The sequence below is a fragment of the Nitrosospira multiformis genome (assembly GCF_900110185.1).
Classification (GTDB): Bacteria; Pseudomonadota; Gammaproteobacteria; order Burkholderiales; family Nitrosomonadaceae; genus Nitrosospira; species Nitrosospira multiformis_A.
In genome coordinates this window covers 26711-51167 of the sequence record NZ_FOCT01000007.1, presented here as the reverse complement: position 1 = coordinate 51167, position 24457 = coordinate 26711, and the positions used below count along the sequence as shown (strand labels likewise).

General features: G+C 54.6%; 25 protein-coding genes. 6 read left to right on the top strand and 19 right to left on the bottom strand.

Annotated elements, in window-relative coordinates; translation table 11 throughout:
- Positions 1–15: 15 nt before the first annotated feature.
- Entirely contained in the window at positions 16–2658 is a 2643-nt protein-coding gene (mutS, locus tag BMY01_RS09430) for a DNA mismatch repair protein MutS (RefSeq protein ID WP_074746792.1), read from the top strand.
- Positions 2659–2702: 44 nt separating this feature from the next.
- Here mutS and BMY01_RS09425 read toward each other — a convergent pair whose 3' ends face one another.
- The 13 genes from BMY01_RS09425 to rpsB form a co-directional block, all read right to left on the bottom strand.
- Positions 2703–3197, bottom strand: a complete 495-nt coding sequence (locus tag BMY01_RS09425) for an FKBP-type peptidyl-prolyl cis-trans isomerase (protein WP_074746565.1) — start codon at positions 3195–3197, stop codon at positions 2703–2705.
- A gap of 215 nt (positions 3198–3412) precedes the next feature.
- A complete protein-coding gene (rnhB, locus tag BMY01_RS09420; protein WP_074746563.1) occupies positions 3413–4012 on the bottom strand; it encodes a ribonuclease HII in 600 nt (199 codons plus the stop codon).
- A gap of 31 nt (positions 4013–4043) precedes the next feature.
- Positions 4044–4484: a 3-hydroxyacyl-ACP dehydratase FabZ gene (fabZ, locus tag BMY01_RS09415; protein ID WP_074746561.1), complete on the bottom strand. Its 441-nt coding sequence runs from the start codon at positions 4482–4484 to the stop codon at positions 4044–4046.
- Between the two features lie 112 nt (positions 4485–4596).
- Positions 4597–5124, bottom strand: a complete 528-nt coding sequence (locus tag BMY01_RS09410) for an OmpH/Skp family outer membrane protein (RefSeq protein WP_074746559.1) — start codon at positions 5122–5124, stop codon at positions 4597–4599.
- Between the two features lie 14 nt (positions 5125–5138).
- The gene (bamA, locus tag BMY01_RS09405; RefSeq protein ID WP_074746557.1) at positions 5139–7421 is read right to left on the bottom strand and encodes an outer membrane protein assembly factor BamA; all 2283 of its coding nucleotides are present in this window, start codon (positions 7419–7421) and stop codon (positions 5139–5141) included.
- 3 nt (positions 7422–7424) lie between these two features.
- A complete protein-coding gene (rseP, locus tag BMY01_RS09400; RefSeq protein WP_074746555.1) occupies positions 7425–8792 on the bottom strand; it encodes an RIP metalloprotease RseP in 1368 nt (455 codons plus the stop codon).
- 306 nt (positions 8793–9098) lie between these two features.
- Positions 9099–10286, bottom strand: coding sequence for a 1-deoxy-D-xylulose-5-phosphate reductoisomerase (ispC, locus tag BMY01_RS09395; RefSeq protein WP_074746553.1), 1188 nt, complete (start codon positions 10284–10286; stop codon positions 9099–9101).
- 2 nt (positions 10287–10288) lie between these two features.
- Positions 10289–11101, bottom strand: coding sequence for a phosphatidate cytidylyltransferase (locus BMY01_RS09390; RefSeq protein ID WP_074746551.1), 813 nt, complete (start codon positions 11099–11101; stop codon positions 10289–10291).
- Positions 11102–11145: 44 nt separating this feature from the next.
- Positions 11146–11943, bottom strand: coding sequence for a polyprenyl diphosphate synthase (uppS, locus tag BMY01_RS09385; RefSeq protein ID WP_074746549.1), 798 nt, complete (start codon positions 11941–11943; stop codon positions 11146–11148).
- 115 nt (positions 11944–12058) lie between these two features.
- A complete protein-coding gene (gene frr / locus BMY01_RS09380) occupies positions 12059–12616 on the bottom strand; it encodes a ribosome recycling factor (protein WP_074746547.1) in 558 nt (185 codons plus the stop codon).
- 135 nt (positions 12617–12751) lie between these two features.
- A complete protein-coding gene (gene pyrH / locus BMY01_RS09375) occupies positions 12752–13468 on the bottom strand; it encodes a UMP kinase (protein ID WP_074708077.1) in 717 nt (238 codons plus the stop codon).
- 14 nt (positions 13469–13482) lie between these two features.
- Positions 13483–14391 (bottom strand): translation elongation factor Ts, encoded by a 909-nt coding sequence (tsf, locus tag BMY01_RS09370; RefSeq protein ID WP_074746545.1) that lies wholly within the window; start codon positions 14389–14391, stop codon positions 13483–13485.
- 83 nt (positions 14392–14474) lie between these two features.
- Positions 14475–15221 (bottom strand): 30S ribosomal protein S2, encoded by a 747-nt coding sequence (rpsB, locus tag BMY01_RS09365; protein WP_074746543.1) that lies wholly within the window; start codon positions 15219–15221, stop codon positions 14475–14477.
- 517 nt (positions 15222–15738) lie between these two features.
- On the opposite strand from rpsB, the gene BMY01_RS09360 reads away from it, so the two are divergent.
- The 5 genes from BMY01_RS09360 (at position 15739) to BMY01_RS09340 (ending at position 18169) form a co-directional block, all read left to right on the top strand.
- Positions 15739–16164, top strand: coding sequence for a DUF883 family protein (locus tag BMY01_RS09360; protein WP_074746541.1), 426 nt, complete (start codon positions 15739–15741; stop codon positions 16162–16164).
- A gap of 37 nt (positions 16165–16201) precedes the next feature.
- A complete protein-coding gene (locus tag BMY01_RS09355; RefSeq protein ID WP_074746539.1) occupies positions 16202–16570 on the top strand; it encodes a hypothetical protein in 369 nt (122 codons plus the stop codon).
- Entirely contained in the window at positions 16567–16914 is a 348-nt protein-coding gene (locus tag BMY01_RS09350) for a hypothetical protein (protein ID WP_074746537.1), read from the top strand. The genes BMY01_RS09355 and BMY01_RS09350 overlap by 4 nt, the downstream gene beginning before the upstream one ends.
- Positions 16915–17188: 274 nt before the next feature.
- Positions 17189–17479, top strand: a complete 291-nt coding sequence (locus tag BMY01_RS09345) for an EF-hand domain-containing protein (RefSeq protein ID WP_175463240.1) — start codon at positions 17189–17191, stop codon at positions 17477–17479.
- A gap of 102 nt (positions 17480–17581) precedes the next feature.
- Positions 17582–18169, top strand: coding sequence for a shikimate kinase (locus BMY01_RS09340; protein WP_175463239.1), 588 nt, complete (start codon positions 17582–17584; stop codon positions 18167–18169).
- A 57-nt stretch (positions 18170–18226) separates the two neighbouring features.
- Here the strand turns inward: BMY01_RS09340 and def are convergent, their stop codons facing one another.
- The 6 genes from def to BMY01_RS09310 form a co-directional block, all read right to left on the bottom strand.
- Positions 18227–18760, bottom strand: coding sequence for a peptide deformylase (gene def, locus BMY01_RS09335; RefSeq protein WP_074746532.1), 534 nt, complete (start codon positions 18758–18760; stop codon positions 18227–18229).
- Positions 18750–19496, bottom strand: coding sequence for an S-methyl-5'-thioinosine phosphorylase (locus tag BMY01_RS09330; RefSeq protein ID WP_074746530.1), 747 nt, complete (start codon positions 19494–19496; stop codon positions 18750–18752). The genes def and BMY01_RS09330 overlap by 11 nt, the downstream gene beginning before the upstream one ends.
- Before the next feature lie 16 nt (positions 19497–19512).
- On the bottom strand, positions 19513–20058 hold the full coding sequence (locus tag BMY01_RS09325; RefSeq protein WP_074746528.1) for a hypoxanthine-guanine phosphoribosyltransferase: 546 nt from the start codon (positions 20056–20058) through the stop codon (positions 19513–19515).
- Between the two features lie 64 nt (positions 20059–20122).
- The gene (galU, locus tag BMY01_RS09320; protein ID WP_074746526.1) at positions 20123–21007 is read right to left on the bottom strand and encodes a UTP--glucose-1-phosphate uridylyltransferase GalU; all 885 of its coding nucleotides are present in this window, start codon (positions 21005–21007) and stop codon (positions 20123–20125) included.
- 12 nt (positions 21008–21019) lie between these two features.
- Positions 21020–23098 (bottom strand): NAD-dependent DNA ligase LigA, encoded by a 2079-nt coding sequence (gene ligA / locus BMY01_RS09315; RefSeq protein ID WP_074746790.1) that lies wholly within the window; start codon positions 23096–23098, stop codon positions 21020–21022.
- A 29-nt stretch (positions 23099–23127) separates the two neighbouring features.
- Positions 23128–24453: a cell division protein ZipA C-terminal FtsZ-binding domain-containing protein gene (locus tag BMY01_RS09310; RefSeq protein ID WP_074746523.1), complete on the bottom strand. Its 1326-nt coding sequence runs from the start codon at positions 24451–24453 to the stop codon at positions 23128–23130.
- Positions 24454–24457: the final 4 nt, after the last annotated feature.

The window sequence follows — 24457 nt, the reverse complement described above, 5'->3', positions numbered from 1 at the left end:
AATAACCATACCCCCATGATGCAGCAATACCTGCGCATCAAGGCGCAGCATCCGGACATGCTGATGTTTTACCGGATGGGGGATTTCTACGAGCTGTTCTTTGACGATGCAGAAAAGGCGGCGAAGCTGCTCGACATCACCCTGACCCGCCGCGGCAGCTCCGCGGGAGAGCCAATCAAGATGGCGGGTGTGCCTTACCATGCGGCGGAGCAGTATCTGGCAAAGCTCGTCAAGCTTGGCGAATCGGTTGTCATTTGCGAACAGGTGGGCGATTCCGCCACTTCGAAAGGACCGGTAGAACGCCAGGTGACACGCATCATCACCCCCGGCACCCTGACCGATACTGCGCTCCTGGAGGACAAGCGCGACAGCGCCCTGCTTGCCTTGCTCGTGCATGAATCCACCCTGGGGTTGGCGTGGCTGAATCTTGCAGCAGGGCAATTTTCTGTAATGGAAACTTCGGTGAACAATCTCACAGCCGAACTCGAGCGCCTGAAGCCTGCCGAGGTTCTTTTACCGGAATCGCTGAATCTTGCCGGCATCAACGACAGGGTAATGCAGGAGAAGTTATGCGTGAAGCATTTGCCGGCATGGCAGTTCGATACCGGCGCGGCTGTGCGCAATCTCTCCCGGCAGTTCGGTACCCATGACCTTTCTGGTTTCGGCTGCGAGGATCTGGATGTTTCTCTCGGCGCCGCAAGCGCGTTGCTGGATTATGCCCGGCTGACGCAGGGTGCCAGCATAGGTCATATCAAGGGGTTGCGGGTTGAGCGAGAGGATACTTATCTGCGCATGGACGCTGCCACCCGCCGCAACCTGGAGATCTCCGAAACCATACGAGGCGAGGTGGCGCCCACTTTATTGTCCCTGCTGGATACCTGTTCGACCAACATGGGCAGTCGGCTGCTGCGCCACTGGCTGCATCATCCGCTTCGCGACCGCGGGCTAATCCAGAATCGGCTCGACGGTGTATCTTTTTTGATGGGGGAAGCAGGATCAGGCCCCTACCTTTCGGTGCGTGACTGCTTGAAGCGCGTGACGGATATCGAGCGCATTACTGCTCGTATCGCACTGAAATCGGCACGGCCACGGGACTTATCCGGGCTGCGCGAGAGCCTGAAACGGCTGCCCGCAGTCAACAACGCCGTTGCCGGTACTGCCACTACAAGCAGTGACAGCAGTGACAGCAGTGACGTAAGCGCGCATGTCGCGGCGCTCATCCACTCGATGGCGCCAGACAATGCTCTCGTTGCGCTGCTGGAGAAATCGCTGAAGGAAGAACCGGAGGTGATGCTGCGTACCGGGGGCGTGATTGCCGATGGCTACGATGCCGAGTTGGATGAACTGCGTGCGATACACAACAATTGCGATGAATTCCTGCTGCAACTCGAAACCCGGGAAAAGACCCGTACCGGTATTGCGAACCTCAAGGTGGAATACAACCGTCTGCACGGTTTTTACATTGAAATCACGCATGTGCACACCGAGAAAATCCCCGACGACTATCGGCGCAGGCAGACACTGAAGAATGCCGAGCGTTATATTACGCCTGAGCTCAAAGCTTTCGAGGAAAAGGCGCTTTCTGCGCAGAGCCGGGCACTGGAGCGGGAGAAACTGCTGTATGGCGAGCTGCTGGATATGCTCTCGCAGTATATCGACCATCTGCAGCAGGTTGCGTGCAGCGTGGCCGAACTGGATGTCCTTGCGACCTTTGCCGAACGCGCGCTGGCACTTGACTACACCCTGCCCCTTTTTACCAGTGATAGTGTTATCGAAATTCAGGCAGGGCGGCATCCGGTAGTTGAAAAACAAGTGGACAGCTTCATCGCCAATGATGTCCAGCTTGGCGTCTGCGTGGGTGGCAGGCGGCAGATGCTCGTCGTTACCGGGCCCAACATGGGCGGGAAGTCTACCTACATGCGCCAGGTTGCCCTGATTGCGCTGCTCGCCCATTGCGGAAGTTTTGTTCCCGCGAGAAGCGCGCTTATTGGACCGCTCGATCAGCTTTTCACGCGGATCGGCGCATCCGATGATCTCGCAGGAGGGCGCTCCACCTTCATGATGGAAATGACCGAGGCGGCGAATATCCTGCACAACGCCACCGCACAAAGCCTGGTGCTGATGGACGAAGTAGGCCGGGGAACCTCTACGTTCGATGGACTGGCGCTCGCTTTCGCAATCGCTCGTTATCTGCTGGAAAAGAACCGGAGCTACACGCTATTCGCCACACATTATTTCGAATTGACGCGACTTGCGGAGGAGTTCGCACAGGTTGCCAATGTGCACCTCCGCGCAGTGGAGCACAAACATCATATCGTGTTCCTGCACGCCGTCAACGAGGGGCCGGCCAGCCAGAGCTACGGTCTCCAGGTGGCGGCATTGGCCGGGGTGCCTGATCCGGTAATAAGAACAGCGAGAAGATATCTGCTGAAACTTGAGCAGGAAGCGTTGAGCAATCAGCCGCAAGGAGACTTGTTCTCCAGGGACGACCTCTTCTGGAACCAGGACAGGATGCCGGAAGGTTCCGTTGACAAAAATGACAGCGCGTCGGAGCATCCCGTACTTGCACTGTTACGCACTATCGTTCCCGACGATTTGAGCCCGAAACAGGCCCTGGAGAAGCTCTACGCCTTGAAGAAGGCAGCAGAGAAAGAATAGCTTCGACTTATATCTCTAACGGTGAGCTCCCCCGGGCTCACGTCTTAATGCTCATGCCCGTGGCCATGACCATGCGGACCGTGAGCGTGGCCATGAGCCAACTCTTCTGCAGTAGCGGGACGCACATCGGTTACTTCGCATTCAAATCGAACCGACTGCCCTGCCAGAGGATGATTGCCGTCCACTACGACCTTGTCTTCGGCAATGTCTGTCACTGTATATATCCGAACATTGTCCGACTCTTCCTCGCCCCCTTCGAACTTCATGCCCACCACGACATCCTCGGGAAAGCGGCTGCGTGACTCGACCCGCACGAGATCGCTGTCATATTCGCCAAAAGCATCCTCCGGTTCCATCACGACCAGGCAACGGTACCCTGCTTCCTTGTGAGTCAGTTCCTCTTCCACCTTCGGAAACATTTCATCATGGTAACCACCGTGGAGGTAGCTTACAGGAAAATTGGATTTCTCCAGAATTTCACCGGTTGAATCAGACAAAATATAATTGAGCGATACCACGGTGCCTTTTTCAATTCGCATATCGTTGAGCCTGCAAGTTAGGTTATCAGGAATTTCCTCAGGAAATGATAAAAATGCTAAGAGTCATGCGCTCGATGCCTTCATCGAGAATCATTCATTATTGCATTCGCAGTCCTTAAATGGAATATAGCTTTTTTGCGGGGCAGGCGGTCAGGCGGAATGGAAATTGCCGGAAGCAGGAGCCTGGCGGAAGCCTGATTCAGGGCAGGATTTATTCATGATTCCGGGTCTTTTTCATTTGTCATGAGTTCTCTTACCGGCGCAAAACTGCGGCGGTGCACAATGGAAACGCCGTGAATTTTCAGTGCGGCAAGATGCTGCTCCGTGGAATATCCTTTGTGCTGATCGAAGCCATAACGGGGAAAACGCCGGTGTAACGCCATCATCTCGGCATCGCGAGCGGTCTTGGCAAGAATCGAGGCAGCGGAAATTTCCGGCACCAGGCTGTCGCCCCTCACGATGGTAGTCACCGGGAATTTCAAGCGGGGACTGTGGTTCCCATCCACTAATACCCGCGCTGGCGTCACCTGCAATTTTCCGATCGCGCGTTTCATCGCCAGCAGGCTTGCTTGCAGTATATTCAGCCGGTCTATTTCCCTGACGGATGCGAACCCGATAGCCCAGGCAATCGAATGCGCCTTTATGGCAAGGGTCAGGCTGTTGCGCTTTCCCTCGGTAAGCGTTTTCGAATCCGCCAGCCCATCTATAGGAGATGCCGGATCGAGTATCACGCAGGCAGCGAACACCGGTCCTGCCAGCGGCCCCCTGCCTGCCTCATCCACACCGCAGACCCAATGGTATTCATTGCTGCACATGGATCAACTCCGCCGCTCTTCCGTAGGTATTTCAGGTCTCTCTTGGCCTGACGGTACACATCAGTTCGGCTTCGGCAGCAACGCGGCCGTCCACTTCCGCTCGTGCCGCATATTTCCAGATTCCGATCCTCTCCTTCAGAACTGTAGCCTTGAGTATTAATTGATCGCCCGGTTCCACCGGCCGCTTGAAACGCGCATTATCGATGCCGACGAAATAATAGATGGAATTCTCGTCGGCTTCCACATTGGCTGTTTTGAGTGTCAGAAGAGCAGCAGCCTGCGCCAGCGCTTCGATCACCAATACCCCGGGCATGACGGGATGATGAGGAAAGTGTCCTGTAAAAAAAGGTTCGTTGATCGTTACATTCTTGAGCGCGGTGAGACTCTTTCCCGGTTCGAAAGCGAGAACGCGATCGACTAGGAGCAAGGGGTAACGGTGAGGAAGGTATTTCAGAATTTCATGGATATCCATTAGCGCGATGTTTTCCGGGGTTCTTGATAAGAAGTGAATAAAGGATGATCATCAGAGGATTGAGACGATCCGGAGGAGAGACGGACTTGCCCGTTGCACCTGCCCGGCAGAGCTACTTGTCGGCCAGCGCTTTGAGTACCTTGTCAGTAATATCGATTCGCGGGCTTCGGTAGACGAGATCGCGCAGGGGCAATATGAGGTCGTACTTCTCGGTCTCGGCAATGATTTGAATGGCCTTGGTGGCGGTCAACTGAAGCGCCGCAACCTCATCGTTCTGGCGCAGGCTCAGATCTTCGCGCAACTGCCGTTGCCCGCGCTGGTATTCCCGGTTAAGCGCAGCCAGGTCGCGCTCCTTGCTGCGGCGTTCCGCTTCCGGCATGCGCTTTCCTTCTTTTTCCAGCAAATCCTGAAGCTCCTTCGCCTGTATCGCGAGTTTCTTGAGCTCCTGGTCCCGCGGGAGGAATTCCTTTTCTATTTTTCTAAGCGCTCTGACGGCGGGCGTGGATTCAGCCAGAATGCGCTCCGTGTCGACAACCCCGATCTTGATATCTTCTGCCAGCGCGCTTGCGGTTCCGTAGATAGATGCGACCAGAATGGACGTTACGGCGATTAAAGTTCGTCCCAGTATCTTGTGTTTCAATTTTATCTCCGGATCTAGAATTGTTGCCCAAACTGAAACTGAAAACGCTGTATGTTATCGCCGGGCTGGCTGTTCAAGGGCTGGGCCACGCTGATTTTGAGCGGTCCCATAGGGGATATCCAGGTAACGGCGACGCCGGCAGAATAGCGCAAGCCCTCCTGCTCCGGTCTTACCCCGCCAGGTCCCCAGACCGTGCCGCCATCCAGAAACGCGCTCAGGCGTACCGTGCGGTCATTCCTCATGCCGGGCATCGGAAACAGAACCTCGATATTACCTACCGCACGTTTGTTGCCTCCGAGGGTTCTGTTGGTTGCGTCCCTGGGACCCAGCGAACTGATGTTATAACCCCGCACGGAGGTATTGCCGCCCGCGAAGAAATTCTTGAAAAAGGGAAGCTCTTTACCGGAATAGCCATCCCCATATCCAAGTTCTCCATTCAACATCAGCGTAAATATCTCAGTGATGGGGAAATACCAGCGAAGGTCATAACTCAATTTGTAATAAGTGAGGTCTCCTCCCGGCAGACCCACCTCGGCGAACACGCGCTGCGTGGTTCCCGAAGTTGTCCAGATTGCACTGTCACGGCCATCCCGCCTCCAGCTGAGCGTTGCAGGTATGTTGATCGTGGTCCGCCCGAATTTGTTCACGAAATCGATATTACGCTGCGGGCTGTCAGGCCCAAGATCGATCGTGGTTTGTTCCGCCCCCAGCCCTCCCATGATGCTGTCATTTTCATTGATGGGAATGCCGAAACGCAGACCTGCGCCCAGCGTGTCGGTATTGAAGTTCATCACGGAGGACAGGGTACGCGTGTTGAGCACCCGCTTATAGAGATCGAGTCCTGCCGTGACACCATCCTTGGTGAAATAGGGGTCGGTATAGGACAATGAATAGGTCTTGTTGACGCTACCCGTATTCACCATGAGATTGACGAACTTGCCGGTACCGAATATATTGTCCTGCGCAACAGACCCGCTCAGTATCAGTCCCTCCATGTTGGAATAGCCCGCACCGAACATCACGGCGCCTGTCGGCTTTTCCTTGACTTCGACATTCACATCGATCTGGTCCGTGGTACCGGGAACCGCCGGGGTTTCAACATTGACGGCGGTAAAATAATTCAATCTGTCGACCCGCGTCTTGGAGCGGTTTATCTTGCTGGTTGAATACCAGCCCCCTTCGAACTGGCGCATTTCCCGCCGTATCACTTCATCCCGGGTTCGGGAGTTGCCGGTAATATTGATGCGTCTGACATAGACGCGACGACCGGGATCGATAAAAAAAGTGAACGCCACCTGCTGTTTTTCCTTGTCCAACTGAGGAGAGGCGTTGACATTGGCGAATGCGTAGCCGTCGTCGCCGAGCCGGTCAGTGATGAGCTTGATGGACTCCGTCAGTTTCTCGCGGGAAAACGTATCTCCCGCCGAGAGTTGTATGAGCTTGCGCAGTTCCTCTTCCGGAACCAGCAGTTCACCGGCGAGCTTGATTTCGGAAACATCATATTTGGGACCCTCGACGATATTTACCGTAATGTAAATATCCTGCATGTCGGGGGTGATCGATACCTGCGTCGATTCTATGCTGAATTCGAGGTAGCCGCGATTCAGGTAATAGGAACGGAGCGATTCGAGATCGCCTCCGAGCTTCTGCTTGGAATACTGGTCTTCCTTGGTGAGCCAGGTCAAAAGGCCAGGGGTCCGCAGTGAGAATGCACTCAACAGATCCTTTTCCTTGAAAGCTTTATTTCCAACGATATTGATCTTGCGGATCTTGGCGGTTCTGCCTTCGTCTACATGGAAGGTAATGCCCACCCGGTTTCGTTCAAGTGGGGTTGTGGTTGTGGTGATTTTCACGGCATATTTGCCGCGCGCCATATATTGCTGCTTGAGTTCCTGTTCGGCCTTTTCCAGTGTCGAGCGATCGAAAATGCGGGATTCCGCCAAGCCTGCCTGTTTCAGGCCCTCCTTGAGCTTGTCTTTCTCAAACTCCTTGGCGCCGACAATGGTGATCTGAGCAATCGCCGGCCGCTCCTCTATCACCACGATCAGGACACCGTTCTCGGATTCGAGCCGCACGTCCTTGAAAAAACCGGTGGCATACAGTGCCTTTATCGCCGCCGCAGCCTTTTCATCGTCGAGCACATCCCCGACCTTCACCGGCAGGTAACTGAACACGGTTCCGGCCTCGGTGCGCTGTATGCCTTCCACCCGGATGTCCTTGACTTCGAAGGGCTCGCGTGCCCATGAAGCCGAAGCGCACAAAGCAGAAACAAGCGCGACCAGATACCTGACTTTCATGCTTTAACCGGGGATGAGGCGGTTTATGTCGTTATAAATGGCAAAAGCCATCAGGGCAAACAAGAGTGCCATCCCCACCTGCTGACCGATTTCCATCGCTTTCGCGGAGAGCGGACTGCCCTTGACGATTTCGATGACATAATACATTAAATGCCCTCCATCCAATACGGGAATGGGCAGCAGGTTCAATACTCCCAAACTGACACTGATCAGGGCGAGAAAACCCAGATAAGGGGAAAGACCCATCTGGGCAGATTTTCCTGCATAGTCGGCAATAGTGATGGGGCCACTTACATTCTTCCAGGACACCTCACCTGCCAGCATTTTTCCGAACATTTGCAAGGTGAACTTCGAAGTTTCCCAGGTTTTGTTTATCGCCTTGGCAAAAGCGCTGCCCAAGGGATAGCGCACTTCGATCAACAGCTTTTCGATCTCATCGGAATCAATCCGCGGCGCAATTCCAATTTTCCCGATTTTTTCTCCATTCTCTGTGACGCTGTCGGGAACAACCTCCTTGTCGATCACGGCACCATCACGCCGGATTTCCAGCATGAGCGATGATCCCGGCCGGTCTCGCACCTGTTGCACCAGGTCTTGCCACAGGGAAATTTTTCGCCCGTTTACTGCCAGGATCTCATCGCCCGGCAGCAATCCGGCGCGGCTTCCGGCACTATCGGGTATCACCTGCGAAATGACGGGTTTAACCTCCGGCTGATAACTGCTGAGGCCAATTTTCTTTAAAAACTCCCCGTCCAGATCATCCGCCTGGATGCTGCTCAAATCCAGCCTCCGCAGTCCGGTCTGACCATGGATGTCAGTCACTTCCACGGCAAGTGAAGGAGGCCGGTCCACGGCATGGGACAATAGAAGCCAGCGCGCATCCTGCCAGGTTTCGACCGGCTCTCCCTCGATTCGCCTCAGGGTGTCGCCCTGCTCCAAGCCGGCAAATGCCGCCGGAGTCGCGGGAGCAACAGGTCCGAGAACAGGCTTCATCGCACTGATGCCCAGCATGAACAACAGCCAGTAAAGGACGATCGCCAGCAGAAAATTCGCGACCGGCCCGGCTGCGACGATAGCAAACCGCTGCAAAACCGGCTGGCGGTTGAATGAGCGTGACAACTCCTCTGGGGCAACCGTTCCTTCACGTTCATCGAGCATCTTCACATAGCCGCCAAGAGGAAAGGCGGCGATAACCCATTCGGTCTGGTCTTTTCCTACCTGCTTCCGCATCAGCGGGTGACCGAAACCGATGGAGAAACGCAATACTTTTACTCCACACCAGCGAGCGACGAGGTAATGGCCGAATTCATGAAACACGATCAGCAGGCCGAGAGCAACGACGAAAGCGGCAATTGTGAAAAGGAATGTCATGCTTCTACAGGTCTACGTTCCAGCAGACTCTCTGTTACGAGGAAGTAAAAGAAGTCTTCCATCTTCGCATGGATGAAATGGAAGTCGCAATTGGGACTGATGGGGCTTGCGCAAGCGGCGGAACCGATAGAACTGGCCCCGCAAACGGATCCGACGCTCCGCGGGCTCCTATCTGCCCTAGTACCCGCATAAGCGCTACCGGAACCAGCCAACTGTCCGGCTCCCTTGGATGAATGAGAAGCTTTCCTCAGAACGGGTGGATAAACCGTTGTCCGACCTGCCGGAAAGGCCAATGGTTGTGACACTTTACGCCAGGCACGTCAGCCATTCTTGAGCCGCTTCGCGCGCCATGCCGTCTGCCGCCAGCACATCATCCAGAGTCGCGATGTCCCTGCGGCCAATTGTCTGCATGACATCCTCGATCATGGCGGGAATGGACGTGAATGGCATTAGACATTTGAGAAAGGAATCCACCGCCACTTCATTGGCGGCATTCAGCACAGCCGGAGCGCTTCCTCCGCTTGCCAGCGCCTGATATGCCAGCCGCAGGCAGGGAAAGCGTTCAAAATCGGGGGCCTCGAAATCCAGTCGGGCAACCTTGAACATATCCAGGGGGTTGACTCCCGTCTCGATCCGTTCAGGGAAGCCGAGTGCGTGGGCAATGGGAGTACGCATATCAGGATTGCCCAGTTGTGCCAATACCGAGCCATCCACATACTCGACCATGGAATGAATGATGCTCTGCGGGTGAATGACGACCTCTATTTGCTCGGGCGAGGCTTCGAACAACCAGTGCGCTTCGATGACTTCGAGCCCCTTGTTCATCATGGTAGCGGAATCGACCGAAATCTTCTGCCCCATTACCCAATTGGGATGAGCACACGCTTGCCCGGGGGTTACATTTTCCAAGGCGGACAACGGCATCTGGCGAAAGGGCCCGCCTGATGCGGTCAGCAGAATGCGACGCACGCCCACCGCGCGCAGATCGCCGCTGAAGTGCTGCGGCAGGGACTGAAAAATGGCATTGTGTTCGCTATCGATCGGGAGCAGCGTGGCATGATTTTCCTTGACCACGTCCGTGAATATGCGCCCCGCCATCACCATTGTTTCCTTGTTGGCAAGCAATACCCGCTTGCCCGTCGCAGCCGCTGCAAATGTCGGACGTATCCCGGCCGCGCCCACGATCGCAGCCATGACTGTATCCACGTCCGGCAGCGAAGCGACCTTTTCCAGCGAATCCACTCCCCAAAGCACTTCAGTGGCAAGGCCAGCCCGGCGGACTTCCACTTGCAGCCGTTCCGCGCTGGTCTCATCCAGCAGCACCGCATAGCGCGGCTCAAAACGCCGGCATTGTTCCAGAATTTTCTGGACGCTCTTGTTCGCGGTAAGGGCCACGACGCGAAAGCGGTCGGGGTGACGCGCCACTACATCCAGCGTGCTTACGCCGATGCTTCCTGTGGAACCCAGAATGGTGAGATGACGAACAGCGATCATGATCAGGTATGTAGCAGGAGAAGTGCCAGAGCCGCAATGGGCAGGGTTGAAGTCAGTGCATCGATCCTGTCAAGTATACCACCGTGGCCAGGCAAAATAGTGCCGCTGTCCTTGAGCCCGGCGTGACGCTTCATCAGCGATTCAAATAAATCGCCCACGATTCCCAGCGCGGCAAGAAACAGCAGCAGCGGGATCAATAACGTGGCAGGAATCGCGTCCTCGCCGTAACTCCAGATAAGCGCATAAACCAGTACCGCAACAAGGGCTCCAGCCACCCCCTCCCAGGTTTTGCCGGGACTGATGCTCGGCGCGAGTTTGTTTTTTCCCCAGGTGCGTCCGGAAAAATACGCGGCTGTATCGGATAGCCAGATGGTGCCCAAGAAACCGAGCAGGAGGAGCGGATCGATTGCGCGCAGCTGGTATAACGCAAGGCAGGTGGGCAACAGCACCAGCCAGCCGATAAACGCCAGCAGGACGACACTCCCGACAGGACGCTTCGATTTCAGGAAAATCGTCGCGCCGAAGATCCAGAATATCAGCGACGCAACGTAAACCCCCAGGAATGAGTGCGTATAGGGATCAGCAGCAACCGCCTCGCTCAATCCATACAGGAGCTCGCTTGCCAGCAGTACCGTCAATAAAAGATAAGCGATGGTATGGTTGAGAGAGAACCTGGCAAGCCGGGTCCATTCCAGCGAGCCGGCGGTTGTCAGCGCAAGCAGTAACACCATCCAGAAGATGGAAGATAGATAGAATAACGCCGCCAGAAAGACGGATAGCATAATGACGGCGGTAAGAATCCGTGCCCGGAGCATAGTTGAGACGATCAGTAAAAAGCACGGATCGGAACGCGTGGAAGCTATGCCGTCGCTTTCGCGGCGACTTCTCTGCCTCCACGCAAGGATGACGCTGCCTGAAGCTGCTCGCTGGTTCGTCCAAATCGGCGCTCGCGTTGCTGATAGGACTGGATGGCGAGATCCAGGGCGCGCGCATCAAAATCCGGCCACAATGTGTCGGTAAAATAGAGTTCGGTGTATGCCAGTTGCCAGAGAAGGAAGTTGCTGATGCGCTTTTCGCCTCCCGTACGAATGAATAGATCGGGTTCCGGCGCATGGTTGAGGGCGAAATACTGCATCAGGTCTTTTTCATCGAAAGTCGTCGCCAGGTGGGGACATTCGGCGACCATTTTTCGAACAGCTTGCATGATATCCCACCGTCCGCCGTAATTGGCCGCGATAGTAAGCGTAAACCGTTCATTGGCAGCCGTAAGCGCCTCGCCGTTGCGTATGAACTCGACTATCTTCGGTTCGAATTTCGATAGATCTCCGATTACCTTGAAGCGGATACCGTTCTCGTGCAGCTTGGATACCTCCTGCTCCAGCACGTTTATGAACAACTGCATCAGGAACGCGACTTCTTCAGGTGGCCTGCGCCAGTTTTCGCTGCTGAAGGCAAATAATGTCAGGTATTTGACACCTCGCTCCATGCAGGCCCGGATTGCGGAGCGTACTGTCTCCACCCCACGCTTGTGGCCTGCCATGCGCGGCATGAATCGTTTTTTTGCCCAACGTCCATTGCCATCCATGATAATGGCGACGTGCTGGGGAATTTCCCCAGTTTCAGGTATTTCCCGGGTCGAACTGACGATGGCTGGCATGGAGAATACGGTTGAGATTCAAAGTTGAAATCAAGGGTATTTTTATTTCAGGTCCGGCTATTCCAGAACAGGCAAGCGGAAACATATGCTTTCACTTCCCGCAATATTACTCCATTTATACGGCCATCAGTTCGGCTTCTTTGGCCTGGAGGAGCTTGTCTATATCCGCAATATAGCGATCGGTAAGTTTCTGGATATCATCCTGCCCCCTGCGTTCTTCATCTTCGGCAATCTTTTTTTCCTTGAGCAAGTCCTTCAGGTGCGCATTTGCGTCCCGGCGAATGTTTCGCATTGCCACGCGTGCCGCTTCCCCCTCATGCTTTACCACCTTGGTGAGATCGCGCCTCCGTTCCTCGGTAAGCGGCGGCATGGGTACGCGGATCAATTCACCTACGGTCGCGGGATTCAACCCCAGGTCTGAATTGCGGATAGCTTTTTCTATCGCCCCCAGCATCTTTTTTTCCCATGGCGCTACGGTAATGGTGCGGGCATCCGCAAGGTTGATGTTTGCTACCTGGTTGATTGCTGTGGGATTCCCGTAATAATCCACGGTGACGTGATCCAGCAGACCTGTATGGGCACGTCCGGTTCGTATCTTGCCCAGATCCAGTTTCAATGCTTCCAGGCTTTTCTGCATTTTCTGCTCGGCGGATTTTTTTATCTCGGCAATCATGGTAGTTAGAAATGACGTAAATGATATATAACCCGGGACATCCCTGTTTCGGCGTCCATGCCGCGGCACGATGCCGACAATTCAAGCTGTAGCCCCCTATAGTCCGGCCAGATAGCCAAGGTAGCCAGAAAGCACTCAGACCTCCACCAACGTACCCTCTTCCTCACCCATGACCACCCGTTTCAATGCCTCCGCCTTGAAGATACTGAAGACTTTGAGCGGAAGCTTCTGGTCGCGGCACAACGTCAGCGCCGTGGCGTCCATCACCTTGAGATTCTCGGCAATGGCAGTATCGAACGACAGTCTCTGGTAGCGTTCTGCATCCGGATTTATTTTGGGATCGGTGGTATATACGCCATCGACCTTGGTGGCCTTGAGCACGATATCCACGTTCATCTCCATTCCCCGCAGAGCCGCTGCTGTATCGGTCGTAAAAAATGGATTACCCGTGCCGGCGGCAAAAATGACTACTTTGCCCTCCTCCAGGTAGCGTATTGCCTTGCCCCGAATATACGGTTCCACCACCTGATCGATGCGGAGGGCGGATTGCACCCTGCTCACCAGCCCGGCCCGTCGCATCGCATCCTGTAACGCCAGCGCGTTCATGACGGTAGCCAGCATCCCCATATAGTCCGCGGTGGCCCGGTCCATGCCTTCCGCGGAGGAGGTCATCCCCCGGAAAATATTGCCACCGCCTATCACTACCGCAACCTCGACACCCAGCTGATTCACTTCGGCTATCTCGGCCACGATTCGTTCGATTACATCCCGGTTGATGCCATAACTATCGTCACCCATGAGAGCTTCGCCCGAGAGCTTCAGCAGGATGCGCTTATAAGCGGGTATGGTCATGAGCAATCCGGCGGCTAAGACGCTTTTTCCTGTTTGGCCTGACCCACTTGTGCCATGACTTCGGCAGCAAAATCGCCAGATTTCTTTTCTATCCCTTCCCCAACGATATACAAGGTAAAACCGTTGACCTGGGCAGATTTTTCTGCGAGCAGTTGTTTCACCGTCTGATCGGGATTTTTGACAAACGGCTGCCCCAGAAGCGTTATCTCGGCGAGATATTTGGCAATACGGCCATCGACCATGCGCGCAACGATATCGGCTGGCTTCCCGCTCTCCGCTGCCTGGGCGGTATATATCTGGCGTTCACGCTCCAGCAGCTCCGGAGAAACCTGCTCGCTTGACACGCACACCGGCTTGCTGGCGGCGATATGCATCGCGAGGTCCTTGCCCAAGGCCTGATCGCCACCCGTATAATCGACCATGACGCCTATTTTTGCACCGTGCAGATAGGAAGCAAGACGATCCTGCGAACCGGTTACTTGATGGCGCGCAAAACGGCGTATGCTGATATTTTCGCCCAGCTTCATTACCAGCGCTTTCCGGAACTCCTCCACGCTTTCACCGTTTGACAACCTGGCATCTGCGAGCGCTTCGTTGTCCGCTATGCTTTCCGTTGTCAGCAATTCTGCAAGACTGTGCGCAAAGCTGATGAAGTCTTCGTTCCTTGCGACAAAATCGGTTTCGCAGTTGACTTCCACCAGCGCACCGCTCTTGCCGTCACGCGCGATATGGGCCGCTACCATCCCTTCCGCTGCAGTCCGTCCGGCTGCCTTGCTCGCCTTGGCGCCACTCTTGATCCGCAGAAGGTCTTCTGCGGCTTTCATGTCTCCGTCGGTTTCAGTTAAGGCCTTCTTACACTCCATCATGCCGAGACCAGTCATCTCGCGCAATTCCTTCACCATTTGTGCGGTGATTTCCGCCATATTCGCTCCAGATAATTTTCAAAAAAGAAGCGCTGGATGTGCGCGCCCCCGACACGAATTCACGTGCCCCACTCCGACGAAATTTATCCCTGTTCGCCAGCCAGTGCCTCATCCGCTTCCTCGAAATCGCCTTGTACAATTTCCTGGATGGCCTGATTCCGGCCTTCCAGAATGGCGTCCGCAACACCGCGGGCGTAAAGGCGAATTGCCTGGCTGGAATCGTCGTTGCCAGGAATGACATAATCCACGCCGGCCGGACTATGGTTACTGTCCACAATACCGACAATAGGAATACCAAGCTTCCTGGCCTCGGTTATCGCCCCTTTCTGATAGCCGACATCAATGACGAACATGGCATCGGGCAAACTCTTCATGTCCTTGATGCCTCCCAGACTGCGATTGAGTTTTTCCAGTTCCCGCTGCAGATCCAATGCTTCTTTCTTGGAAAGCTTGTCAAGCGTTCCATCCTCCATCATCGTTTCCATATCATGGAGTCTTTTAACGGATTGCTTGATCGTCTTGAAATTGGTGAGCATTCCACCGAGCCAGCGTTGGTCGACGAAGGGCGCCCCGCAGCGCATCGCTTCCTCGCGCACGATATCCCGTGCCTGGCGCTTGGTTCCGACAAATAAAATCGTGCCCTTGTTGGCCGCCAAGTGACGCACGTAATTCATCGCTTCCTGGTACATCACCAGCGTTTTTTCCAGATTGATGATGTGTATCTTGTTGCGATGGCCAAAAATATAGGGCGCCATCTTGGGACTCCAGAAGCGGGTTTGATGCCCGAAATGAACGCCCGCCTCCAGCATTTGCCGCATCGTTACTGACATAAAATTTCCTCCTTAAGGGTTGAGCCTCCATCCGCCATAGTCGCTCCCCTTCAATGCAGAAGCACCCTTTTCGAAACAGGCAGATGTGTGAATTTGAACTGACGTTTAACTTGGCCGTCCCATCCGGATGCAGTAATGAACGCTGCCGCAGCAAGTGTAGCGGCGCGAAACAGTACCCGCGGGAAAAATGGCAGCAGGACGCAGTCTTGCAAACAAACCTGACTCTGCAAAACTGGGCGAGACCGAGTTAACTATAGATTATACCATTCCTGAATTGATTCACTCAATTGAACTTGTGCAACGCCAAGTACGGATACAGTGGTCCACTAGTCACAGAAAAGGAGCCCCCCTGGCGAAGGGGAACCGAGAAGAATCTGTGGATTGGAACCTACGGATGTGCTATGTGTGTCAACGAACAGACCGGCAGCTGCAACTGCCGGAAACTGGCACCTGACGCGTACTGAACAAGTACCGCCTATCTTTCAATGAAACCAATTAAAAGTAAAAGGAGAAGAACATGGCACAGGATAACTCAAAGGATACCTCAAAGAATGCGACGAGCGATACTCGGGAAGCTGCGGAAAATATGACTCAGCACGCGGGCGATGCGGCCCGGCGTGTAGGTCGGGCAGCGCAATCGGCAGGTCAGGAAGTCGGATCGGTGGCAAGGGACGAATTTGCAAAGCTGAGAGCTGACCTGGATGATCTCATTTCCCGCATTCCCAATCTGTCAGACGTTGATCTGGAAGAAGCCAAGGAAAAACTGATGGCAAAAATTGCTGATACCCGCGCGGCTGCTCACGACCTGGCGGAGGACGCCCAAGAGCAATTCGACTATGCCGTCGAGTGCTCGAAGGAGTGTATACGTGAACACCCTCTTCAATCGGTTGGCTACGCGGCTGGGATCGGCCTGATAATCGGCCTGTTGCTGGCCCGTCGCTAAGCTACGCGTTCCGCCACTTAGCCCGAGATGAACCGCCATGTTTGAGACCATTAAAAAAGCGAAAGAAATTGGAGTTCTCATCCTGGAACGCCTCAGCGAATACATTGAGCTGATAAAAATATCCGTGGAGATTCAGGGAAGGAACTTCAAGCGACGGCTGATCGGCTACGTCGTGATAACGTTTCTCTCCGTCCTGAGTCTTGTCTTCGCAGGAGTTGCCGTTATCGTTACTTTCTGGGACACCCCCTATCGCGTGGTCTCAGCCTGGGGGGTTGTCGCTTTCTATGCCTTGACTGCCTTTGTAGTTTATTTCGCAACCCCCGGTCAGACAGATTCTGTTTCAGCTTTTGATACCGTGCGTGATGAACTACAGCAGGATATCAAGCTGATGAAGGATATCGTATGAGCACCTCGCTGGAATATGAAAAAAAGGCGCTGTTGGAGCGGATGCATGCCAGCCGCAGGGAATATCGATCCAGGTATGGACACGAGGATGAGCAGACGCAGGTGGCGGGCGATGATGTTTTTCCGCGCAGCCGGACATTCAGGTTCATAGCGCGCCACCCCTACTCTATCTCGCTGGGTCTGTTAGCCGTGTTGTCGGCAGTACCCTCCAGATCATTGAGCAAAGCGGTAAAAAGCGGCATTGCCCTGTCCTCCGGCGTCTTGGGCAGCAGCGCGAGAACGCTGGTGATGCGTGAGGTTCTGCCGGCGGTTATAAGGTCGCTGAATTCCCGGCGGCGGATGTAACTTCGAGTGTAGGAGTAATAAAAGTACCGGTACTTAAAAAGCATAGGAAAAAATTGGTCATGGAGAAAGGTTTTCCAATTTTCTCGGGAGAATTATGATGGGAAAATATTTTATCGCCTGGCTTCTGGGTGTACCTGCGTTTGTTTTGATCATCGTTTACTTTCTGATGAATTAGGTGAGGAATCCCGATCCATACGGCCGAGCGGAGTTTTCTGTTTCCTCCGCCCCTGCCTACATGCAACCGCAACCCCAACCGCAATGCAGTGGAGCTGACTTGAAAAATCGCTATATATCAGGAAGCCTCAGCATCCCGTTGATCATCGTTGCTTTCGGCCTGCCGACGCCGGTTCTCGCGGAAGTTTCCCCGGAACGAAAACCGGATGCGCGCGGGGTTATCACGCCTCCCTGGGAACTGTACGACGCCGACGAGGATGGGTACATAACCATGAAGGAGGCCGCGGTGCAGAAAATGTCTCCCCAGGTTTTCCACAGTCTCGATATCGACCGGGATGGCAGATTGAACAGGAATGAGTTCACCAAAGCACCTCCCATCCGGGAGAAGTGAGTAGCGGTCTTTTGAATATTCCTGTGAAAAATCGGGCGGAGTACTGAAAACTCGGGGTAGTGGAATAGGTGCAACACTTATATTTCCGCTACAATTCCCCCAATGATTTCAACAGATGCAGTTGCTCCCGCAGTTGATGCGAAAGGGGAGGCTGACGATCGCGCAGCCACCGGAAACATCTTCCTGGTCGGGATGATGGGTGCCGGAAAAACGACGGTGGGCAGACTCCTCTCCCATTTCCTGGAAAAAACCTTTTACGATTCGGATCGGGAAATACAGAAACGAACGGGTGTCAGTATTCCCACGATCTTCGAGATCGAAGGAGAAGCAGGCTTTCGCAGGCGCGAAACCGAGATACTGTCCGAACTCATGAATGCAAGGAATATCATTCTGGCCACGGGAGGTGGAGCCGTATTGAGTGGAGTAAACCGGACAATGCTGAAGCACGGCGGCACCGTGATATATCTGCGAGCGTCCATCGACGACCTGTGGCGCCGCACCCGGCATGACAAGAACCGTCCGCTGCTGCAGACTTCCGACCCCCGCGCGAGACTGGCTGAACTGTTTGTGCAGCGTGACCCGTTATATCGGGAGACGGCGCATATCGTGGTTGAGAGCGGGAAACGAAGCCCCCGGCATCTGGCTCAATCGCTGGCACAACAACTGACGATCTCATCCCGCACCGGATAAAATCAAAACCGTTGGAAGTTCTGTTCGTCGTTTCCCTTTCCACCGGCTGGAAAACCGCTACTCGGCTAAGGGTGGTCTGTCCGGGAACAGCACATCGGTAAAACCGAACGTGCGAAAATCGGTAATCCGCATCGGGTAGAGAATCCCCTGCAAGTGGTCGCATTCGTGTTGCACCACCCGGGCGTGAAACCCCTCCACCGTCCGGTCTATGGGATTACCATATTGATCCGAACCCTCATAACGTATTCTGGCATACCGGGGAACCATCCCGCGCATGCCGGGAACGCTCAGGCAGCCTTCCCAATCCTGCTCCATATATTCCGTGAGGGGGGTCAGTACCGGATTTACCAATACCGTGTAGGGTACCTCCTCCGCATCCGGATAGCGAGAATTACGCTTCACCCCGAAAATGACAACCTGCAGGCCGATCCCGATCTGCGGCGCAGCCAAGCCGGCACCCTCCAGCGCCTCCATCGTATCATGCATGTCTCGAAGCAATGCTTCGAACTCGGGCGTGCTGAAATTCTTCACCTTCCGAGCCACTTCCAGTAAGCGGGGATCCCCCATTTTGAGGACAGGTTTAATCGGCATCGAGCGTTACCACCCATTCGAGAATATTTCTGACCCTGACCATCGTTTTCTCCAGAACGGCATGCGCTTCATCCAGACGGATGAGATGAGCACTGCTTTTACGGCCGGCCGCGTAATTTGCGACTACTGCCATGGTTGCATAGCACAGGCCCAACTCCTTGGCAAGGGCGGCCTCAGGCATACCAGTCATTCCAACCATGTCAACTCCATCCCGCTCCAGCCGGTTGACTTCAGCTGCGGTTTCAAGTCGCGGCCCCTGGGTCGCCCCATAAACCCCTCCGTCAAGCACCTTTTCGCCGGCACGTCCTGCTGCTTCCAGGAGACGCTTGCGAGTCAAAGGACAGTAGGGCTCGGTGAAATCGATGTAGGTCACTGACCGGCCGTTGCCATCGTAATAGGTATACTTGCGACCATAAGTATAGTCGATGATCTGGTCGGGAATCACTACCGTGCCCGGTGCGAGATCAGGACGGATTCCACCTACCGAAGTAACCGCTATCACCCTCGTCAGATTCACCGACTGCAATGCCCACAAATTGGCGCGGTAATTCACCTCGTGAGGGGGAATCGTATGGCCGTATCCATGACGCGCCAGAAAAACGACAGTATTGTTACGTATCTTGCCAAAAGTCAGAGGACCTGATGGTTCCCCATAAGGAGTCGTTACAACTTTCTGATGGGAAATTTCAAGGCACTCAAGCTGGGCCATTCCAGTCCCGCCAATAATTGCAAGCATATTTCTGGATTTTACCTCACTCTTTCAAGGCATAGATGGCGGGCAAATTTCGCCATGCCCCATGGATATCCATGCCGAAGCCGAAGACGTAGCGGTTCGGAACCACAAGACCCACAAAATCCGCACTGACCGGCTTGGGGCTGGCAATATCCTTTTCGGCAAAAACGGCGCTATAAAATGCTGCTGCGCCGTGGCTCATCACCCATTCACGTATGGCGGCGAGCGTAATTCCCTGGTCAAGGATATCATCCACCACCAGTACGACCCGGTCTTGCACATTCTCGCCCGGTGAGACTTTCCAGTCGATCCTGCCACCGTGCGTCTTTTCAGCGTAACGGCTGACATGAAGATAGTCGAAATTAAGCGGGAATTGCAGCAGGGGAAGCAGTTGCCCGGTAAACACGACCGCACCCCCCATGATGCTCAACACCAGAGGATAACGATGTGCCAGGACAGCCGTAATATCGGCTGCCATACGCCTGACGGTTTCCACTACAACATCGGCAGGAAATATTTGCTCTGCTTCTCTCAGAATTTTCTGTGCATCCTGGTATGGGAGCATCGGCAGGGGTAATCTGATGAAGAATAAGGAACAGGAAAAATTCCGTCGGGCAGCAGATAGATGGCTAGACGCTGGTATGCCCAGTGCATCTGGCGTCGAGATACGCCGCAAACTCACGCCCGACCTCCGGATGCTGGAGCGCCAGCGCAATCGTTGCCTTGAGGTATCCTATCTTGCTCCCGCAATCGTAACGCGTTCCGTGGAATTCATAGGCCAGCGCCCGCTCTTCCCGCAAAAGCGAGGCGATTCCATCGGTCAGCTGAATCTCCCCTCCGGCGCCCGGTTGCACCCTTTCCAGGTGCTCGAAGATTTTCGGGGTCAAAATATAACGTCCGACGACACCCAGCCTAGAGGGAGCATTCTTCGGGTCAGGTTTTTCCACGATGCCCGTAATGGGATGCAAGCCGTTCATTCCGGGCCCGCATTTCACAATGCCATAATTGACGGTGTCTTCAGGCTCGACATTCTGTACGGCCAGAATGGAGCAACCGTTCTCCTCGTACACCTTGCCCAACTGCCGCATAATCGGCTCGTCTCCCACGAGCAAGTCGTCTGCCAGCAGCACGGCAAAAGGATCATTTCCTACCGCGGGACGCGCGCAAAGGATAGCGTGCCCTAACCCGAGTGCTTCCGATTGCCGGATGTAAATACAATGAATATTTTTAGGCAGAATGCTGCGCAGCATTTCCAGCGTTTCATTTTTGCCACGGGCCTCCAACTCGCTTTCCATTTCGTACGCTTTGTCGAAATGGTCTTCAATGGCGCGCTTGTGACGGCCTGTTATGAAAATCATCTCCGTGATACCCGCTGCGATCGCCTCTTCGACCGCGTACTGAATCAGCGGCTTGTCTACAATCGGCATCATTTCCTTGGGACTTGCCTTCGTCGCGGGGAGAAAACGCGTGCCCATTCCTGCCACCGGAAAAACTGCTTTACGTATTTTCGGCATTAAACCACCCGTTCAGGAATCCGTTTGCGTCGAATTGTTATCTGCTTGTGACGCCTGCAATAAACATATCAATTCCGCTTCGTCGAGAAGCGCCACTCCCAATTCAAGCGCTTTGTCATATTTGCTGCCCGCATCCGCGCCTGCGACGACGTAATCGGTTTTTTTGGACACGCTGCCGGCAATCTTTCCTCCCATCGCCTCAATTTTCTCCCTGGCCTCCTCCCGGCTCATGGTCGGCAGGGTTCCCGTCAGTACAAAGATCCTGCCGGCAATTTTGCTGCTTGCGGCGCCTGCTTCCGGATGTGCAGAACCGGCTGCATGGTCTGTTGCCTGTATTCCCGCATCTTCTTTCCAGCGGATTCCCGCGGCGCGCAGTTGCTCTATAACCTCACGATTGTGCCTTTCGCCAAAAAAATCGGCAATGCTTTGGGCGACGACAGGTCCCACATCCGATACCTGCTGCAAAGTTTCCACATCTGCGCCCATCAGGGAGTCGAGTCCTCCGAAATGGCGGGCCAAGTCCCTCGCAGTGGCCTCGCCCACGTTGCGAATACCTAGGGAATAGATGAATCGGGCCAGGGTCGTGTTTTTGCTTTTTTCAATTTCATTGATAATATTTCCCGCCGATTTGTCCCCCATCCGATCCAGTGCGGCGAGCGCGGCCAGTCCCAGCTTATACAAATCTGCGGGGGTTCGAATGATGGCATTGTCCACCAGGTGATCCACCAGCTTATCGCCCAGTCCGTGGATGTTCATGGCACGACGCGAGGCAAAATGCAGAATTGCCTGTTTCCGTTGAGCGGGGCAAAACAATCCGCCCGTGCAGCGGGTCAAGGTTTCTCCGGGCAGGCGAATCGTCCTGGAGCCGCACACCGGACAGTGCTCAGGCATCACAAAAGGTTTCGCGTTCGACGGCCGGCTTTCCTTCTGAACTGCGACCACTTCCGGAATGACATCTCCTGCTCGCCTTACCGTTACCCGATCACCGATCATGACGTCCTTGCGCCGGATCTCATCTTCGTTATGCAGGGTCGCATTGGTGACGGTCGCGCCTCCGACGAATACGGGCCTGAGGCGCGCCACCGGAGTCAGTGCTCCCGTTCTGCCCACCTGCACATCGATTCCAAGCAACTCGGTCGTTGCCTCCTGCGCTGGAAACTTATGGGCGAGCGCGAATCGGGGGGCGCGCGATACAAAACCGAGTTTTTCCTGATACTCCAATTCGTTGACCTTGTATACCGTACCATCGATGTCATAAGGTAATTGTTCGCGCAATCCATTTATTTCATGATGATACTCCAACAAACCGGCAACGCCCGTGACCGTCCTGCGTTCACGCATTACCGGAAAACGCAGTGACGAGAGATAGTCAAGCAAGTGGCTGTGGGTATCATGGGGAACATTTCCCCCTTCGCAGACACCGATACCATATGCGAAGAACCTCAGGTTGCGATTGGCAGTAATGCGGGGATCGAGTTGCCGCAAAGAACCTGCGGCAGCATTGCGCGGGTTTATAAAGGTCTTTTCGTTCTTTTCACGCTGCTGTCGATTCAATCGCTCGAAATCCGCTTTCAACATCAATACCTCACCCCGGACCTCCAGAAATGCAGGAACTTCGGCGCCCCCATCTCCCACCCTCAGGCCAAGAGGAATGCTGCGAATGGTTTTCAGGTTTAGGGTCACATCCTCTCCAATGTAGCCATCTCCGCGGGTGGCTCCCGAGACAAGCATGCCGTTTTCATAGCAGAGGCTTATGGCCAGACCATCGAATTTCGGCTCTACCGCATACTCGACGTGCGCGATGCCGAGGGCTTGGCGCACACGCCGATCGAATGCCTCTACCTCACCCTCGGTGAATGCATTGTTCAGGGAAAGCATCGGCGTACGGTGAACGACCTGGGGAAACGCTTTGAGGGAAGGAATACCAACGCGCTGAGTAGGGGAATCGGGCGTTATGAGTTGCGGATGACGTTGCTCAAGCTCCTCCAGTTCGCGGAACAGCTTGTCGAAGTCCGCATCGGGAATCGTCGGAGTGTCCAGCTCGTAATAACGGATATTATGTAGTTCGATTGCATCGCGCAATTCCCGCATATGGCGCGATATCTCGCTCAGGCATTCACTCACGCAAACAGCCTCAGCGCTATCTGGCCCCCCGGTGGGATATTGCGCGATATCATCACGGATTGAATGCTGCTCAATTGTTGCTTGATTTTCCGGATACCGCTGTCACTCAATGGTACGCGGTTGTCATCCACCATGAAGCCCCCGAGCGCTTCAGAGAAAGTTTCAGCCAGATGCACCATCTGATTGAAAATGCGTTCACCATTGGCAACCCGCGGCACATCAAGAAAAAGCGTGATGCCACGAGTGGTGAGGGTTCGAATACTGTCGGGAAGAAAAGGAGGTGGCTCATAATTGCCCAGGGAAAACAAAACAACGTTGTTTTCGTCCCGGTAATGAAACATCCCCTCGTTCCCCAGTTTGAAGCCGCATGCTTCCGCCATGACGCGGATCTTGGCGCCGGTAAAAACGCTGTTATCCCTGCTGATGATATTGATGCCGGCCATGACATCCACCTGGGTACAGAATTCATCGAGCATCAGGGCCCGGCTGTAGCTCTTATGTATGTCGGGGCAACGGGCAGTTGCATTGACGCGGGCCGCAAAATTTTCCGCCATGTCACGAAATTCACCCAGGCTCACTTCGCTCACAGGTCCTGCGCGATCAGCCAGTTGCAGACTACCCTTCAGACTGACGTAGCTCGCCCTGCCCTCCCGGCCACGTGTATCCGTCGCGATTTCTTCCCAGGATGCATCTGCTTCCTGCTTCCCCATCCACCGCACCGGCTTGCTGAAATCAAATTTACGATCCAGTACTTCCGCCAGGGTTAAGTCCGCGAACGGTGTCTCACGGGCGATCTCTACCACATAATCCACTGCGTCGGAGACATTGTCCTCTTCGACCGGCCTTTCCTCATTACCTGACGGGGCGGCAGGTATACTTAATCTTTCGTGAACAACGACTCCTTCGTGGCGGGAATCTTCATCGACCGGTCTACGGGCAGGCACACTAAATGAAGCCGGTCCTTTAAACCAGGTGCGCTCAACCGCTTTCCCGGCCTTCGGCCTGGATGGAGGATGGAGGGCTGGATTGACGTTCGCTTTCTGGGCCGGTTCGGCTACTTCCGGGAAAGCACTTGAATGCGTACTGGGTTCGGCTTCAGGATCGTGCGGTTCAGCGCCGGTGCTGAGGCGAGGTTCTATTCTTTCCTCTCCTTTGGCGGATACACCCGCTCCCAGGAGTATATCCTCGTGCTCCCGGCTGAATGCCTGCTCTGCTTTCCGACGGTAGCGGCGTTGCTGCGTCCAGTTAAAAACGATTACGCCGAGCACCACGACGATGCCAATGCCGATCAGGCTGATTTGCAATTCACTTAGATTGCCCATGGTC

Coding starts and splice junctions, on each gene's coding strand:
- mutS (WP_074746792.1), top strand. CDS start 16: ATGATGCAGCAATACCTGCGCATCAAGGCGCAGCATCCGGACATGCTG.
- BMY01_RS09425 (WP_074746565.1), bottom strand. CDS start 3,197: ATGCGAATTGAAAAAGGCACCGTGGTATCGCTCAATTATATTTTGTCT.
- rnhB (WP_074746563.1), bottom strand. CDS start 4,012: ATGTGCAGCAATGAATACCATTGGGTCTGCGGTGTGGATGAGGCAGGC.
- fabZ (WP_074746561.1), bottom strand. CDS start 4,484: ATGGATATCCATGAAATTCTGAAATACCTTCCTCACCGTTACCCCTTG.
- bamA (WP_074746557.1), bottom strand. CDS start 7,421: ATGAAAGTCAGGTATCTGGTCGCGCTTGTTTCTGCTTTGTGCGCTTCG.
- rseP (WP_074746555.1), bottom strand. CDS start 8,792: ATGACATTCCTTTTCACAATTGCCGCTTTCGTCGTTGCTCTCGGCCTG.
- ispC (WP_074746553.1), bottom strand. CDS start 10,286: ATGATCGCTGTTCGTCATCTCACCATTCTGGGTTCCACAGGAAGCATC.
- BMY01_RS09390 (WP_074746551.1), bottom strand. CDS start 11,101: ATGCTCCGGGCACGGATTCTTACCGCCGTCATTATGCTATCCGTCTTT.
- uppS (WP_074746549.1), bottom strand. CDS start 11,943: ATGCCAGCCATCGTCAGTTCGACCCGGGAAATACCTGAAACTGGGGAA.
- frr (WP_074746547.1), bottom strand. CDS start 12,616: ATGATTGCCGAGATAAAAAAATCCGCCGAGCAGAAAATGCAGAAAAGC.
- pyrH (WP_074708077.1), bottom strand. CDS start 13,468: ATGACCATACCCGCTTATAAGCGCATCCTGCTGAAGCTCTCGGGCGAA.
- tsf (WP_074746545.1), bottom strand. CDS start 14,391: ATGGCGGAAATCACCGCACAAATGGTGAAGGAATTGCGCGAGATGACT.
- rpsB (WP_074746543.1), bottom strand. CDS start 15,221: ATGTCAGTAACGATGCGGCAAATGCTGGAGGCGGGCGTTCATTTCGGG.
- BMY01_RS09360 (WP_074746541.1), top strand. CDS start 15,739: ATGGCACAGGATAACTCAAAGGATACCTCAAAGAATGCGACGAGCGAT.
- BMY01_RS09355 (WP_074746539.1), top strand. CDS start 16,202: ATGTTTGAGACCATTAAAAAAGCGAAAGAAATTGGAGTTCTCATCCTG.
- BMY01_RS09350 (WP_074746537.1), top strand. CDS start 16,567: ATGAGCACCTCGCTGGAATATGAAAAAAAGGCGCTGTTGGAGCGGATG.
- BMY01_RS09340 (WP_175463239.1), top strand. CDS start 17,582: ATGATTTCAACAGATGCAGTTGCTCCCGCAGTTGATGCGAAAGGGGAG.
- def (WP_074746532.1), bottom strand. CDS start 18,760: ATGCCGATTAAACCTGTCCTCAAAATGGGGGATCCCCGCTTACTGGAA.
- BMY01_RS09330 (WP_074746530.1), bottom strand. CDS start 19,496: ATGCTTGCAATTATTGGCGGGACTGGAATGGCCCAGCTTGAGTGCCTT.
- BMY01_RS09325 (WP_074746528.1), bottom strand. CDS start 20,058: ATGCTCCCATACCAGGATGCACAGAAAATTCTGAGAGAAGCAGAGCAA.
- galU (WP_074746526.1), bottom strand. CDS start 21,007: ATGCCGAAAATACGTAAAGCAGTTTTTCCGGTGGCAGGAATGGGCACG.
- ligA (WP_074746790.1), bottom strand. CDS start 23,098: ATGCGGGAATTGCGCGATGCAATCGAACTACATAATATCCGTTATTAC.
- BMY01_RS09310 (WP_074746523.1), bottom strand. CDS start 24,453: ATGGGCAATCTAAGTGAATTGCAAATCAGCCTGATCGGCATTGGCATC.